The 16020-nt window shown below is 36.1% G+C and carries 14 protein-coding genes; 1 reads left to right on the top strand and 13 read right to left on the bottom strand.

Annotation, left to right across the window (positions count from 1 at the left end; all coding sequences use genetic code 11):
• Window positions 1-146: 146 nt before the first annotated feature.
• Window positions 147-905 carry an SDR family NAD(P)-dependent oxidoreductase gene (locus tag AC5W14_RS15715; RefSeq protein ID WP_496194960.1) on the bottom strand — a complete coding sequence of 253 codons (759 nt, stop codon included), beginning with the start codon at window positions 903-905 and terminating at the stop codon, window positions 147-149.
• A gap of 159 nt (window positions 906-1064) precedes the next feature.
• On the opposite strand from AC5W14_RS15715, the gene AC5W14_RS15710 reads away from it, so the two are divergent.
• Window positions 1065-1883 (top strand): STAS domain-containing protein, encoded by an 819-nt coding sequence (locus AC5W14_RS15710; protein WP_496058871.1) that lies wholly within the window; start codon window positions 1065-1067, stop codon window positions 1881-1883.
• Between the two features lie 1183 nt (window positions 1884-3066).
• On the opposite strand, the gene AC5W14_RS15705 is transcribed toward AC5W14_RS15710, so the two are convergent.
• From AC5W14_RS15705 to AC5W14_RS15650, 12 genes are all read right to left on the bottom strand, one after another.
• Complete coding sequence (locus AC5W14_RS15705; RefSeq protein WP_496058872.1) at window positions 3067-4503, bottom strand: glycoside hydrolase family 1 protein; 1437 nt, start codon at window positions 4501-4503, stop codon at window positions 3067-3069.
• A 238-nt stretch (window positions 4504-4741) separates the two neighbouring features.
• Window positions 4742-6100, bottom strand: a complete 1359-nt coding sequence (gene celB, locus AC5W14_RS15700) for a PTS cellobiose transporter subunit IIC (RefSeq protein WP_496058873.1) — start codon at window positions 6098-6100, stop codon at window positions 4742-4744.
• An 18-nt stretch (window positions 6101-6118) separates the two neighbouring features.
• A complete protein-coding gene (locus AC5W14_RS15695; protein WP_496058874.1) occupies window positions 6119-6622 on the bottom strand; it encodes a hypothetical protein in 504 nt (167 codons plus the stop codon).
• Window positions 6623-6637: 15 nt separating this feature from the next.
• A complete protein-coding gene (locus tag AC5W14_RS15690; RefSeq protein WP_496058875.1) occupies window positions 6638-6958 on the bottom strand; it encodes a PTS cellobiose transporter subunit IIA in 321 nt (106 codons plus the stop codon).
• A 138-nt stretch (window positions 6959-7096) separates the two neighbouring features.
• On the bottom strand, window positions 7097-7417 hold the full coding sequence (locus AC5W14_RS15685; protein ID WP_496058876.1) for a PTS cellobiose transporter subunit IIB: 321 nt from the start codon (window positions 7415-7417) through the stop codon (window positions 7097-7099).
• A 373-nt stretch (window positions 7418-7790) separates the two neighbouring features.
• Window positions 7791-9719: a BglG family transcription antiterminator gene (locus AC5W14_RS15680; RefSeq protein WP_496058877.1), complete on the bottom strand. Its 1929-nt coding sequence runs from the start codon at window positions 9717-9719 to the stop codon at window positions 7791-7793.
• A 741-nt stretch (window positions 9720-10460) separates the two neighbouring features.
• A complete protein-coding gene (locus tag AC5W14_RS15675) occupies window positions 10461-11459 on the bottom strand; it encodes a zinc-dependent alcohol dehydrogenase (RefSeq protein WP_496058878.1) in 999 nt (332 codons plus the stop codon).
• 18 nt (window positions 11460-11477) lie between these two features.
• Window positions 11478-12221, bottom strand: coding sequence for an SDR family NAD(P)-dependent oxidoreductase (locus AC5W14_RS15670; protein ID WP_496058879.1), 744 nt, complete (start codon window positions 12219-12221; stop codon window positions 11478-11480).
• A 63-nt stretch (window positions 12222-12284) separates the two neighbouring features.
• Window positions 12285-12803 (bottom strand): TRAP transporter small permease, encoded by a 519-nt coding sequence (locus AC5W14_RS15665; protein WP_496058880.1) that lies wholly within the window; start codon window positions 12801-12803, stop codon window positions 12285-12287.
• A gap of 31 nt (window positions 12804-12834) precedes the next feature.
• Entirely contained in the window at window positions 12835-14169 is a 1335-nt protein-coding gene (locus tag AC5W14_RS15660; protein ID WP_496194959.1) for a TRAP transporter large permease, read from the bottom strand.
• Between the two features lie 49 nt (window positions 14170-14218).
• Window positions 14219-15358: a type 2 periplasmic-binding domain-containing protein gene (locus AC5W14_RS15655; RefSeq protein ID WP_496194958.1), complete on the bottom strand. Its 1140-nt coding sequence runs from the start codon at window positions 15356-15358 to the stop codon at window positions 14219-14221.
• Between the two features lie 123 nt (window positions 15359-15481).
• Window positions 15482-15964, bottom strand: a complete 483-nt coding sequence (locus AC5W14_RS15650; RefSeq protein ID WP_496058883.1) for a 2,4'-dihydroxyacetophenone dioxygenase family protein — start codon at window positions 15962-15964, stop codon at window positions 15482-15484.
• Between the last annotated feature and the right edge of the window lie 56 nt (window positions 15965-16020).

The raw sequence follows: 16020 nt of genomic DNA, 5'->3' as shown, positions 1-16020 counted from the left end.
TCTACATCATTATAACGAAGAACGAATTCAACAAAAATTAGACTACCTTTCTCCCATGGAATATGGGAGAAAGGCAGCCTAAGAAGGTGTTTTATTAGTGTCTCATTTCGCTAGGTCAGTTCAGTGCGAGGGTCTTTTGATACAAACTATAGAACGGATCCTCCATCAATTACCGTTTCATCTCCGGTGACAAAGCGGGATTCTTCGGAAGCGTAATAGAGAGCAGCATAGGCAATGTCACTTGCTTCTCCATAGTGCGGCGGAAGTGGAACGACATCTTTGTTATCTTCCTCAATCGTTGCCTGCCTCTTTCCCATAATTGGTGTTTTAATAGGACCGGGGAAAATGCTGTTGGCACGAATATGTTCTTCTGCAAAATGAGCAGCTACGTGTTTGGTTAAAGAACGCACGGCGCCCTTTGAGGCACTGTATGCTGTTCCATTTCCCCCGGCTGCTCCGGCCGCTGTTAATGCGGAAATCGATGCTATATTAATAATAGATCCCCGGCCACCTTTTTGCATTTCCGGAATCACCTCGCGCATCCCCAGGAAATAGCCTGTCCCATTTATATTCATGACCTGGTGCCACTCATCCAATGATGTTTCCAATATCTTATTTGGCAGATGAATGCCTGCGTTGTTTACGAGGATATCAATACGACCGTAAATCGTTATCGTTTTCTCCACGACTTCTTTCCAGCTGTCTTCCGAAGCAGTATCTAAATAAAGAGGCGTAATGTCGCCTCCCTGCTTCTGAATCTTTGCTGCTTCTTCTGTTAACAGATCGAATTGAACATCTGCTGCGATAACTTTTGCTCCTTGTTCGGCAAAAAGTTTAGCCGTTCCTAAACCAATACCTCCGGCTGCTCCGGTTACAATCGCTACTTTATCTTGTAAACGTGTCATTGTATGACTCCTCCTTCAGCTATATAGGCTTTTCCAGCCTGCAGCACTTATTGTATCAATAGAATGCGGTATCCGTCCCACAGGCAGGCCTGAGGAGATTCTTTATCGAGGTTTAAAAATAATTAATACCGTGAAAAGTAGAAGAAAGAGGGGGATTCCATGGCCTACATCGGTACAGAACTATATGACCATTTTTTTCACAACATCGACCAAGCGATTGGCCGTATTGTCACCACTACATCTCAGAACCTTCAGCACGAGCTCTCACAACGAGAATATGACCTGCACCACGATTTACTCCATAACTTGTTTCTAAAGATCAAAGAGGAACTTGATGAACAGCATTCAACGACCGCTGCCAACCTGGATTACGACCCCGCGGACGTATTGAGTGAGCAGGGATATAACTTGACCTATATTGTCATGCTCCTTTCTCAATTCCGCTTAAACGTAGTAAAAGAAATTGAAGAAGAATTTCAAAAGCATGGCGTAGGAATCTTAGGGGATGCCTTTTATTTCATGCGCCGGATGAGTGATATTTTCGATCAATCTATAAAAAATTCTACAGAATATTTCAATAACCAATACCAATTAAACCTGCAAAAGCTGGAGGAAGAACTGCTGTTGCTTTCGGCACCCGTTGTACCAGTGAAAAAAGACGTATCTATACTGCCGGTTGTGGGCTCTTTAAATGAAGAACGCGCTGATCATATTATCCAAAGTGTGATACCGGAAATCGTAGAAAGCAATATCACTATCCTGATTATTGATTTTTCAGGCATCCATCAGTTTGATTCGTATGTCGCTTCCCGCTTGTTAGCGATTACGAACACATTGCATCTGCTTGGTATTCGCACTGTTATCACAGGAGTTCGTCCAGACATGGCACGTACGATAATAAACCTTGGCAGTGCTGTAGATGATATCGAGACCTATCGAGACGTCAAAGAAGCGTTAGAGCAAATTGTGCCCTCTTAGAAGAGGATTTGGAATGAAGAGCGGCCCCGTTTTACGATGTCCGCTCTGGTTAATAAGTACCTTTAGTTCAATCTACATATTTTCCATAAATAGTTAAAAACAAAGCATAGACATTTTAGTCTAATGCTTTGTTTGTCTTTACATAACGGTAATACGCTTAACGTTATAAACAGTCGGGTTGTAGTATTTTTTCTTTTTTTAAACCAATCTTCAGTAGTATCTCCGCAAGCATCAGCGTTACTATGCCTTTACATGTTTTTTCAGCTTCTTTACTGGCAGCTACACTAGCCGTAACTTTATTTTTTAATGACGTTTCCTTTTCTGACGTAAAACAAAACCGATGGCGTTTATGATAATTCCCGCTGGTATGATAATAGCTGCACTTATAAAAGACATTATAAATATTTGCTCCAACCTGTATGATCCATCCGCAAAATTCATATTTGAAAGTATAATGACACCTACAATGAAATATATCGCTCCAGCTGTAAGCAGCCCTGTACCCGAGTAAATAATTTTCAAGGGCTCTGACTTAAAATGAACAGCCAATCCAATGGCGAGCACTATAAGAAATACAGTAATCAACAAAGTGAACCCCCACTTTCATTTCAAAAAAAGTTTTGTTCCGTACGTCCCGATTGCGGTATAACTCTAAAGCAGCAGAATATCCCTTTAAAAAGTATACGCTTTTTCATTCCTAAACGTTTAGAGAAAATAAAAAACGACCGTAAGGGGATTTAAACCTTTTGCGGTCGTTCATAACAATTCATCTCAATCCTATTTTAACGTTCCTAAAAGTTCTACTTTTAGGAACGCAATAGACGCAGACGTTAGTTTTAATATTTTAGAATTCACTTTATTCACATGTGAAATATATGAAAAATCTGATTTTGTTTTAATTGTAGAGGGAAATTTTATTGAAGTAATGTTAAACCTGCGAATTTATAATGATGGACCCCATTTCTGAACCTTACTCTAGATAAACAGTCTATAGTAGAATTTTTTTAATAAACACATTTTAAAAGTACGAATCAACAATACATGATAAAAACTAATGCTATCTTTTTGGTCTTTTACAACTTGAAATGATCCCAGTACAATACTGGGATCATCATGTAGCGTTTTGAGATTTTTTTACATTGTATATACTATGGTTCAAAATTCAATTAGAACAAGTTTTTTATTAAAGAGACTGGCCGTTATTAGCAATTACATCTTTATACCAGAAAAAACTATCTTTTTTATATCTTTTTAACTCTTTTTCGCTCTCTTCGTCCCGATCTACATATACAAAGCCGTAGCGCTTTTGATAACCGTTCAGCCAGCTTAGAAGATCTGTAAAAGACCAAACACAATAACCAATAACATCAACACCATCTGTGATGGCCTGTTGGATTTCTTCAATATGACTTTTAATATAATCAATGCGGTACTGATCGTGAATCCTACCATCTTCTTCGAGCTTATCAAATTCACCAAGTCCATTTTCACTGATCAAGATTGGAAGATTATAGCGGTCTCTAATCCGCCTCATGCCAATACGAAGCCCCACAGGATCAATTTCCCAGTCCCAGTTAGTAGCTTCCAGGTTTTCATTACGAACCGTTTTATACAAACCAGGCCAACCGGTTTCCGGAGTAGTACCTTTCTTGCCAGTCGTATTAAAACCTCCGGACCCTACGCCGTTTAAAGGATTACTTTCATAGGTCTGGGTTTTATAGTAATTAACACCCATAAAATCAGGAGAGCCTGCTTTAAGAATAGCTTCATCTCCTGGCTCTATATCCGGTGCCAGTCCTTTAGACTGTAAATATTCAAAAGCCATCTTCGGATACGTGCCAAATACATATACATCCATCCACCAATGATTTACGAATTCTTCTGCATTATCGGCAGCGATAATGTCTTCTGGTTTTGATGTCGCTGGATACGCAGGAACTAAGGCAAAACTAGGTCCTATCTTTCCATTTGGAACAATCTTACGAAATGCAGCGATTGCCTTTGCGTTGGCAAGGCTTGCTATGTGATTCGCCTGGTACATCACTTTAGTATCTTTTTCTCCCGGAGGATGAAGAGCAAGCTGGTATCCTAAATTAATAAAGATATTCTGTTCATTCAGCGTGACCCAGTGTTTGACTCGGTCCCCATACTGCTTAAAAAGCGTCTCGCTATAATGAAGAAAATCTTCTATAATTTCTCTGGACGCCCAGCCACCATACTTATCCTGCAAAGCCTTAGGCAGATCCCAATGATAAACCGTAACAATTGGCTCTATTTCATATTTCAGTAATTCATCAATTAACTGATCATAAAAAGCCAGACCTTTTTCATTTGGTTTTCCAGAGCCTTCCGGAAAAATACGAGCCCAAGCTATTGAAAAACGATACGTTTTCATCCCCATTTCAGCCATTAACGCAACATCTTCTTTCCAGTGATGGTAATGACCGACAGCGACGTCACCGTTTGTACCTTTGTATGTTTTTCCTGGAATCCGAACAAATTCATCCCATATAGAGAGTCCTTTTCCATCTTCTTTCCAGGCTCCTTCTATTTGATAAGAAGCCGAAGCGGCTCCCCATAAAAAATCTTCGGGAAAAGGACGTGCTGTTTCGTGTATCATAGATAGCCTCCTAAATAGATTAATTAAACAATCTCAGCCGTAAAAGAAAAAAAGGAGGACTTCCTTAAATCTCAAAATAATAGCATGTAAAAGCCATCCCAGAAATTTGCGAAAGCCCTGATACTTTTCTGTAACTCTACTTTATTCTTTTTGAGATCTGTTTATTGGTAACAATAAACAGATCTTGGATTGATTAGAACAGCCATATTCTTTATGGCAAACTGCTTATAGATTTGGATTACATTATTGACTCTTCACCATTTTCCTGTTTCACCAGCTTTTGATCGTACAATTTAATAAATGGCAGCCAAATTAAAAATGCTACAAGAGCACAAACCACTGCGAGAATTACTGCCGTAAACGCTCCACCTGTACTAATAAAAGCACCTGCACCAAGCGGAGTAGGCCAAGGCATCTGTGCAATGATTGGCGCAACCATTCCGAGATTAATCGCCCAATAAGCGATGGATGCTGAAACCATCGGTGCTATAAAGAACGGGATAGCTAAAAATGGATTATAAACAATCGGTAATCCAAATATTAATGGCTCATTAATATTAAATATACCAGGAGCAAGAGATGCTTTTCCTAACACACTTAATTGTTTTGATTTAGCTAAAAACGCAAGGAATATAACCAAACCCAATGTTGCCCCAGAACCGCCTACTATTGCGAAAGCGTTATTAAATTCTCCTGCCAAAGGCATTGTTGCTCCACCTATATTAGATTCTAAATTCGCAAGAATGATTGGCGTTAAAAAGCCTAAATAAATAATATTTGATCCATGGATACCAACAATCCATAGAGCATGAATAAGGAAGTAAATAACCAGAATACCTAACCAGCTATCTGTTAAATACACAACAAAACTAAAAGGGATAGATACTATTTGAAATATATCCGTGCCCAGCGCCACTAAAGTACCGTTAATTAATAAAACAGCAAACGCAACAATAAATGTTGGAACTAATGCGGTAAATGCTCTAGCTACACCTTCCGGTACTGCTTCCGGCATTCGTATAATCCAATTTCGTTTTACACACAATCTATACAATTGTACAGATACTACTGCCATAATGATTGCCGTGAATATGCCCGAAGACCCTAAACGGCTCACACCACCTTCGACCATTCCCCATCCATAAACAATGGTATTTTCATCATTAATTTGATTTACTAAAGACATTTCTCCATCAGATAGAACCAATTGAGGAATAGTCATAAAAAAAGCAAACATGGATAATAAAGCACCATTTAAAGGATTTAGATTTAATTCTTCTTCTTCGGCATATATTTTTGTATATTCATAGCCAAGAACAAGGCCAAAATATAAAGCTAGTATGCCCATTGTTGCTTGGTTTGCCAGCATATATAAGTCACTGACTCTAAAGAATGTACTATTAAAAACTCCTTCTAAGAATGGAAATGTCTGAGGAAGCACATTAAATACCAAAAACATTGAACCGACAATGACAAATGGAATAGTAGCCATCCCTGCAGCCATTATTGCACGAACAAAACGTAAGGAAGCGACTTTGTTCATCGGGCCCAATAAATATTTTTCCATAAAAGCGAATAATTTGCTTTCTGATCCCACGGGTAATCTTCCCTTCTCCTATAAATTAATAGCCTTTTCATATTTTTTAATCCGTTTATAATGCTTATCTTCATTATTTCTAATTTGGGATAAACGATTGAGAATAAATAAACTTAATAATATCCCGATAACCAAAATGCTTAAAATCAGTATCCTGGAATTTATTTCATCTGTAAGAAATGGATATAATTGAGTGAAAGACGATGAAAAAAAAGTCGGTAATAATAAGAGGATATTTGTCCAAAATAATATTAAAAAGAAATATCTTGTTTTTTTAGCATTATTTATATGTTCACTGTATGCCTTTACTAGTTCAGCAATATGAAACAACGAAGCTATAAGTATGAACAATGGGATAAAATATAGTGATGAACTGCTCATTAATAATAAAATCAGCCAGTATAAATTTGTAAAAAAGAATAATGCAGTAACATATCTAATTAATAAGTACCGATTAAAGTACATAGCTTTCATGCTGAACTCTTTTCGATTTCTTTCTATTGCCCTTTCGTTATTTTTCATATTCAGATCCCTCATTTATTTCTCTTCGAGTTTTTTATATAGATGTAACATTTCCAGCGCAACTTCTCTTAATGTCATCGTGGTCATTAAATGATCCTGTGCATGAACCATTATTATATCTATATTGATGTGTTCTCCAGACGAATATTGTGTCATCAAATCTGTTTGAGATTGATGCCCTAATAATATTTTTTCATTGGCCTCGTCTAACGTATTTACAGCATCTTTGAATTTATTATTTCTCATCATTTCGAATGCTTCGTGTATAAGTGTTCTTGAAGATCCACTATGCAGGATTATTTCAAAAGCCACGCCTTGAATTTGTTCTTGTTCCATCTCTTTTCATTCTTCCTTTCTTAACATCTAAAATGGAGCTGCTAAAAATACATTAAATGATTAAAAATTCACAAGGCAGCATTTTTATTTTCCCAATTAATGCCATTGGAAACGCTGCCTTATTTTTATAAACAATTATTATTTTTGAAGCTCTTCTAGGATTAAATTCCCTAATTTTTCAATACCCATAGGAATAGGGACATACATTTGTGGTGGAATATTTACTACGGGTTTACCAGCACGGTCTCCTGTTTCTTTAAGGCTTTTGTAGTACATTTTTGTTTGAGGACTTATTAGAAATAACGCAAAATCACTTGATTTAACCATTTTGCTGCCTTCATTAGCCGAAGTAGCATCTACTTCAATATCATGGCCTTTTTCTTTTAGAAAGTTTGTCGTTTTCTTGGCCATTAAAGAAGATGACATCCCACCTGCACAAATAATTAAGACTTTTTCCATTTTGCATTCCTCCATTGTATTTACTTATTAAGACTCCATACTTCTGTTGCAAATTGTCTCTATTAAAACAACAGTTTCTTAATACCAGTAGAAAGAATCTTTATGGTGATGTTCTAAATCACCATTATCTTTGCTGCAATTTCATTCTATTATGAAAGCGCCATCAACTGTAGAGGACGTTTTTCCATTGCCAAAGGAAATTAAATACTAGACATAAAAAAACAGATACAGGATGAACCTGCATCTGTTTTAAGCCTTGNCAATTTCATTCTATTATGAAAGCGCCATCAACTGTAGAGGACGTTTTTCCATTGCCAAAGGAAATTAAATACTAGACATAAAAAAACAGATACAGGATGAACCTGCATCTGTTTTAAGCCTTGTTTAACGATCGTGTAAATTCAGCAAAGGTTTTACTCTGTAACAATTTTTGCAGTAAGAAACGATTATCCAGCAATTTCATTAATACATCATACATTGGTTTTAAATCATCCATCATTTGTTTTTGTTTATTAATATTGAGTAAGCAGACAATTTGCACAGGTTTATTCCCCCATTGAATTGGCTTTTTCAATGTGACAATGGACCAAAATGTATCATTTGTTTGTGGTTCCATTGGATGTGGAATAGCAACCAAATTACCAAAACTAGTAGATGAATAACTTTCACGCTCTAAAACAGAACTGACAAAGTCAGTATTCACCTTCCCCGCTTCTATCAATTGATCACCTAAAAATTGAATAACTTCTTCCTTTGTGGAAAAATCCATTTGTAAGTATGTGAATTGTTCCCACATATATTTCATCACAATATCGATATCGTTATGAATCAATTTTTTAATTTTATCTACATCCTGATCACCAAGCAATGTGCTTACTTGAATAACTGGAATAGGTAATGTTTCAGGAATCGGGATCGTGCTGATAACAAAGTCTAAATCATGAATTGGTTGGCTGTCTAAATTATAATACTCTGTTGTTCCTAAAATATCTAACTCATCATAAAATCGATCTTTTAACTTAATTAAAAGTAATTGTGATGTTCCTAATCCAGAAGCACAAACAATTATACAGCGTTTTTTGTCTTTACTACTCTGCTTTTGCCTTTCCAATGCAGCCTCTAAATGAAGGGCCATATAACCAATTTCACTCTCATCAATAGACATCCCTAATTCCTCTCTAATAACTTCAGCTCCAGTGAGTGCGGCTTCAAAAGAAAAGGGATATTTATTTTTAATTTCCTCTAACATTGGATTTCTATGGTTCATTTGGTAAGTATGTCTGCTAATTGCCGGTTTTAAGTGTAAGCTCAAATTTAATATTAATTCTTTATCATTATAAAGATTTAATGAGTAAGCCTTATCTATTCGATCAAGAATATTTCTAGTTAATTGTTGGATATCATCATCCAGAATAGAGTTGACTTCTTCTATTTCTAATTCAGAGTATACTTTTTTGGAGCCTTGTAAATGAATAGATAAGTAAGCGGTCTCATTTATAGAAAAAGATACTTTTAGTTTTTGTTCTATTTCTTCTACTATTTCTTTTGCTATCGCATATTCTTTCGTATCAGTGATCTTATTGAGCTCTTCTTGATAGATTTCGATCACTTTCTCCTCCCGAATACGCCTGCAGGCAATCGCGAGATGCGTGATTAAGTTATGTAGACTAATATCATTGATAACCGTTTTATATTTCCTTAATTTAGAAATAATACTATTTCGAATCCATTCTATTTCTTTCTTTGGCAATATTTCTAAACACTCCGCTGATGGCTCCACCATTTTCGGCTTCTGATTAAATATATGTTCGGAGATAAAAAAACGCATTTTCATTTCTTCTCCGTAGACTTTAATTCCATGATTTGGTTTCTGATCAAGAAATAAGTCATAAATTTCCAGAGTTTTTCGAATACTTTTCAAATCACCTTGCAAGGTTGATCGACTAATAAACAGTTCTTCCGCCAGGATATCCATCTTGATGTATGAAGACTGCAGTAAAAGCTTTTCCAGCAAAAATTGTATGCGATCTTCTGGTTCCGTTGGTACAACGTGATTATTTTCCTGGATAACATCTCGCAAAAAATGTTTGAACTTATCATCACTTATGATATTAATTCGGTATCCTTTTCCACGATAGGATTCAATATAGGCAATATCATCATTTAACAGCAGATTCAATTCTTTTATATGATTTTGAATCGTTTTTGAACTAACTTGCAAATTAGTCGCAATCTCAGTGCTTGTTTGTAGATCATCGGATGTTAATAACTGTTGAATAATTTGCTTTAGACGCGTTTTCATCTCATTAGTGCCCCTTATATGTAGTAGTTCTTATTTGCTACTATAGAATATATAGTTTGAAAAAACAACTTTAGGCAGCTTAAGGAGAAGTTAAACATCATCAATAATTATTTGTAAATAGAGTAATCTTCTAACAATAAAAACGTTATTATTTATTTCTATATAACTCTTCAACCTTTAACCAAACTAAATAAAATCTAATATAATAGCACTTAGGAATTTCTAGTTATATTCATCAAATTGATCGGGAAAAATGGACTGCTTTTCATTACAGTCCATTTTTAATTCAAGTATTTATATTCATCTACATGTATGAGCCCATCTACTTATATCTATCTTACTCTGAAGGTGTCATTTAATTCATTCTTATTTTACTCTACGAAATTAAGATGAAAGTGAACTGTGTCCACACATTTAATATCTTTCATCCCAATGATCAGCTGATTCAGACAATTGTCGATTTAGTATATCTCTTAGTTTTCTTTGTTACTTCACTACAGCTGCCTTAGTATCTCATAGAGTTCAAGCTGCACACTGTATCCGAATAACATTTTCTTCTCAAGATGATCGATTAACAACGTGTAAAACAAAGATTCTACAAATCAGCCAGTACGTTCGAAATATCTACAGTTGCTGGATGATGCGAGGTAATTAAACATTTTGTGATTTTCATCTCTTTATTATTCTTTGTTTATGCAAATATTGTATTCCCTCAATTGCAGATCGATATAACAGCTTTATTCAATTACATAAAACGGCTTTTAATACTTTTTGAGTCATGCTTTTTTCAAAGGCTTCTTCCGCTTCGCCCAGCGGAAAAAAAGAAACCATATTCCGTAAAACATCTTTATAGTGAATCAATATTTTACCAGCATCATTATAGTCTTCTGGATCACAACCATAACTTGCAATCAAAGGCCATTCATTACGGACCAGGTCTGTTAAAAATAAAGTGGTTTCTTGTTCATAGAGCGCAACCACTACCACACTTCCACCTTTTTTTAGATGTTGATAGCCACTTTTTAAAGCAGCAGATGAACCAGAACACTCAAAAATATAATCAACTTTTATATCCAGCTCTTCTTTATCTGCAATATGAGGTTTTATACCAAAACCTGACGCTTTAGCTAAACGATGCGTATAATCACTTTCCAAACCTGATAAAATAACATCTGCTTTCTTATGAGCACATACAATGCTTGTAAAAAAACCTATTATACCCGGCCCTTGAACAAGAACTTTTTTCCCTTTTTCTAAACCATGTAATTTTTTCACTGCATGAACCGCGATAGCCATCGGTTCAATGAGAGAAGCAATATCCATTGGTAACTCTTCTTCTATTTCCTGCACATACAATGCCTTTACTTTTGCATACTGAGCCATGCCGCCATTCAAATGCAGACCCATAACCTTAATTTTAGAACAAATAGAATGTCGATTTAATTTACAATTTTCACACTCTCCACAATAATGCATAGATTCTACAATCACTTTTTTATTAAGCAGTTTCTGATTGTATTCACCATGGATTTTTACTACTTTCCCTGAAATTTCATGTCCTAATATTGTACTCTGTTTGACATGTTCGTATCCTTTGGATTGTTTAACAGCATGGATATCACTTCCGCAAACTCCACAATAAGCTACCTCTATTAACACTTCGTCTTCTGACAAAATCGGCATTTCTTTTTCTGTCAGTTGAATTTGACCAGGCACTTGTGATCTTAAAATTGCTTTCATTTAGTAGTCTCCTTTACTTTATGAAGCTGTCCATCCACCATCCACATAAATCGTCTGACCTGTGATATAGTCTGAAGCTCCTGACGATAAGAAAACGGCAAGACCATCTAAATCTTCCGGATAACCAGTTCTTCCAGCAGGTATACGTGAAAGAGTTTTATTTTTCCACTCCTCATCTTTAAATAAGACTTCTGTTAGTTCTGTATTAAAATAGCCTGGAGCGATCGTATTCACCTGGATATATGGAGCCCATTCGAGAGCCATGGCTTTTGTAAGTTGATTGATTCCACCTTTAGAGGCACAATAAGGGCCCATATCGGGAAGCGCAATTCCACTGGTTAAAGAACCCATATTAATAATTTTCCCTTTTTTTCTTTTCAGCATTTGAATGGCGACAAACTTAGAAGTGAAGAAACTTCCTTTTAAATTAATGTCGATAACTTTATTCCAATCCTGTTCATTAATATCTACCATTGGTTTACGAACGTTAATACCTGCACAGTTGATCAAAATTCCAATATCCTCATATTTATTTACGACTGTTTCAATTTGTTGAATATCAGAAACATCAAGGTATTCAAACGTCATAGAAAGATTTTCTTTCTTAAATTCCTCATGTAACATTGTTATTTTTTCTTCACTTTCAATTCCACATATTACAACGTTAGCCCCTGATCTTGCGAGAGCAAGAGCCATACTTTTACCAAGATTTCCCGCTCCCCCTGTAATAAAAGCTGTTTCATTTTTTAAGTCCAGTAACATTTAAGCATCACCTCTCCGTTTAAATGCAGGTTAATTCTTTTCCTTTTTATTAGTATTTCTTTTTCACTCTTCATATTCTGCAAAAAATGTATACTCCCCATTTGTTTGAATCATTTGTTTTACCATTCTAATCAAGTAAAACGACAATAAACCAAATGCTATAGTTACTAGAAAAAACATGGGATAAAGCGGATAACTGTTCACTCCTGCCAAAAAAGTTATATTGGTCGTCCATCCTCGGATGCCGTATAAAAAGCTATAAATTGTTATTGCAATATAGGCTGCTATTTCAACAATCAAGATAATAACAATTATTTTCAGGCGATTCGTTATTTTCCATTTACTTACAAACATATCAAGTCGCGGGAAAATACCAGAGAAGAATGCGTAGGGCATGCCGCAAAAAAAGGCGAGCGGCATTAAATAATTTTGAACATATAAATAACTTCCCGAAATAGACACTTCAAATATATTTTTCAGTATAATATCTACGACTGTCAAAAGCATCATAAATAGAATACTCGCTCCACTTATATACATGCCGATTGTTAATATCTTAGGCTGCTTGTATTTTGTTTCCAATCACTTCACCCCTTTTACTCTTAAAAATAATTTACATCCTATTCGGTAACCAGGTAACAAGTTCAGGAAACCATAGCAAGATTGGAATGACGAATACAGTAATGATCAATGCATAAATAGTTCCGTAATAAAATACTTTTTGTACAGGAAGTTTCGCTACCCCCGCCACGCTGTAAACGCTTAACCCTACAGGTGGTGTCAGTAATCCAGCAGCACAAACAATTGTCAGTAATACACCAAATATAATGGGATCAAATCCTGCTTCTGTCACAATAGGAAGAGAGATACTGACCGTAATTAAAATAACTGCTGTGCCTTCTATGATCATAAACAAAAAGAAGTAAATAGTAAGCAAAACTAACATCAATAAAATAGGAGTATCAAGCAAAGGATCAATCCAATTAATAATATGTGTTGGTACAAGAGTTAAAGTAACAAATTTTCCAAATATACTTGCACCGAGGATAATGAATAGCACCATTGCGGTAATGTTAATAGTTCCTTCGATAGCTTCTTTAAAGAAACTAAGACTAATACGCTTTAAAAGAGCTACCATGATTAAGCTTAAAAATGCTCCAACCGCGCCTGCTTCTGTCGGTGTGAAGATTCCAAAAAAGATACCTAGAAAAATAGCTGCGATGATGATCACTAAACTTCCCACTGAAATTACATAATTCTTTACATTGGCTTCTACTTCAGGCTCTATACTTTCGCCTAGTTGGGAATATTCTTCTTTAACCTCTTCTGCATCATCATTGGATGTGAAATGGAAAAGCACGAAGATGGAAATAAATAAAAGTATCACAACTATAAAAACGGGGACAGTCATCGCGATAAATAGTTCGCCAATAGAAGTTTGTGTAGCTGCACCATATACAATCAAAATAATAGATGGTGGAATAATCGTGGATAAAGAACCTGCCATCGCTACAGTCGCTGCCCCAAAATATTTATTAAATCCATGTTTTCTGAGTTCTGGAAGAGAAATTTGAGCCAAAGCAGCACTAATGGCTGTAGGAGATCCGGATAAAGCTCCAAGAAATCCACCTAAAAGCATAGTGAAAGCTCCCAATACACTCCCTCTTTCTTTTGATAACCGAAACACAAGTTGATATAAAAGCCCAATTATCTTCGCTCGAACAATAAACTGAGCCATTAAGATAAATAAAGGGATTGTCGTTAATGAATAAGTTGCGATGCTATAAAAACTAGAATCTTGTATAACTGCTGGAAAAGAGGCAAAGCCGTCTAATAATATAATACCTGCTATCCCGGAAATAATTAACACCGTTCCTATGTGCATTCCGAGTACTAGTAATATAATAAACAGTGCGAGTATAACAAAAAAAGTCAAAGTACCGTCCATAGTTCCACCCCATTTATAGTGCGATTCAACTACTCTTTTAAATACCTACTCATTCCATTTCTTCAATTTCATCAGGAACACTGCCGCCGTGTTTTATGATCAAATCTCTCCATAATAAAGCTGTTTCTCTACCTGGAAAACCTTTTTCTTCATTTATTTCTATCCAATCTTCCCAGGTTTTTACGATAGCATCATCAACAGCTTCCTGTATTTCTTCCGGTTGTTCTTCCATTGCTTCTACCATTCCACCGTTTTCTTCCATACTACTTAACGCGTCCTCTCTTCGAACATCGTAAATATCATATGTTTCTTCTGCAGCCAGAAGCTTACTTGCTTGTTCATCCATAACATTTTGTACATCTTCAGGCAGTTCCTGCCATGTTTGTTGAGTCATCCCGAACGTATGGCTGTAATGGCCCAAGTTCACTCCTTCAGTCACCGTATAATTAAATAAGCCTCCAATTCCGTAACTTGGCCAATCTGGAATAGAAAAATATAAGCCATCAATTGATCCACGCGATAACGCATCATAAATTTCAGTGGCAGGAATTGAAACACTATTAATGCCTAAATTTTCAGAGAATATTTCTGATACACGACCCGAACTTCTAAATGTTACATTGGTAAATTCCCCTACTGTTTCGGGTTGACTAATGTCTGCATAACTGAACTTATAGCCTTCCGTAGTAGGACTTGTCCATTGTTTTAGATCTTTGCTTCCATGTTCCATTTCGTAGAAACTTTTTCCATTTTCAAAGGTATAATCCCCTAATACCAATTCTTCATATGCTTTTGTTGCGATGTTGACATCCGATTCTAGTAAAGGGAGCATGCTTACTTCTGATAGGGGAAATCGAATAGGGTCATAAAGTTGGAACATAGGAAGCGCAATATCGACTAAACCAGAGTCTAATGCTTCATACTCACGTCCTGCACTAACAAGACTACCTCCATAATGAGTTTCAAATTCTACCTGTCCATTCGTTTCTTCTTCTACTGCTTCCATCCAAGGTTTAAAATAAGCTTCATTAATTATGTGTGTACTTCCCACCCCGGAACCTACACGAAGCGTAATCGGTTCTTCTTCGGCCGGATTTTCAGAGGACGCTGGATTTGCTGAACTACAACCTGCCACAAATATCATTGCACCTGGTATAGCTATTAGGCATTTCCATGTAGAAAATTTCATGGGATCACCTTCCTTCAATATATAGTAACCGCTTACATGTAATAAAAATGCAGGAGATAGGCAGAACCTAAGCTCCTGCTGATTAAATAACTAATAAAATATTCTAATCCTATGCTAAATCTTTTAGAATGTTAAATCTTTAACTGGTATATTATGCTCTTCACAGTATTCATAATACTTTTTCATCCGGTGAAACATGTCATCTTGAAGAGTAATGTTTCCCTCTTCATCGTAGTATTCAATGACTCCACTTAGGTGAAAAAGGGTAATCATATCTTCATCCTCACCAACTGTTAATGTGTGAATATCACCTGGAGGTTCATAAATGAGGGATCCTTTCTCAGCCACCCAATCTCGTTCAAGGTACCACCATTTCCCCTGCAGGGTATAGGCCAGTACAGTCCCTCCGGTATGCTTATGACGAGCATTACCTTTACCTGCAGCAAATTTAGAAATGTGAATCCAATGTCCGGTTGTTAAGTCAAAGCGAAGAGGTTTGAACCATACTCCATCTTCTTCTTTGAAAGTTGGGACCCAAGGAATATCATTCGTATCGATAGCTTGATCCTCTAAATTATACTTCTCTGTAAACGTATTCAAATCCATGTTTATCCCTCCAAATTAATTTAGAAAAATTTGATAATGCGCTTTTATGAACGCAT

This window comes from Sinobaca sp. TMA16-18, from assembly GCF_059510535.1.
The sequence above is the reverse complement of the archived record's forward strand: the minus strand, read 5'-3'. Positions and strand labels throughout refer to the sequence as shown.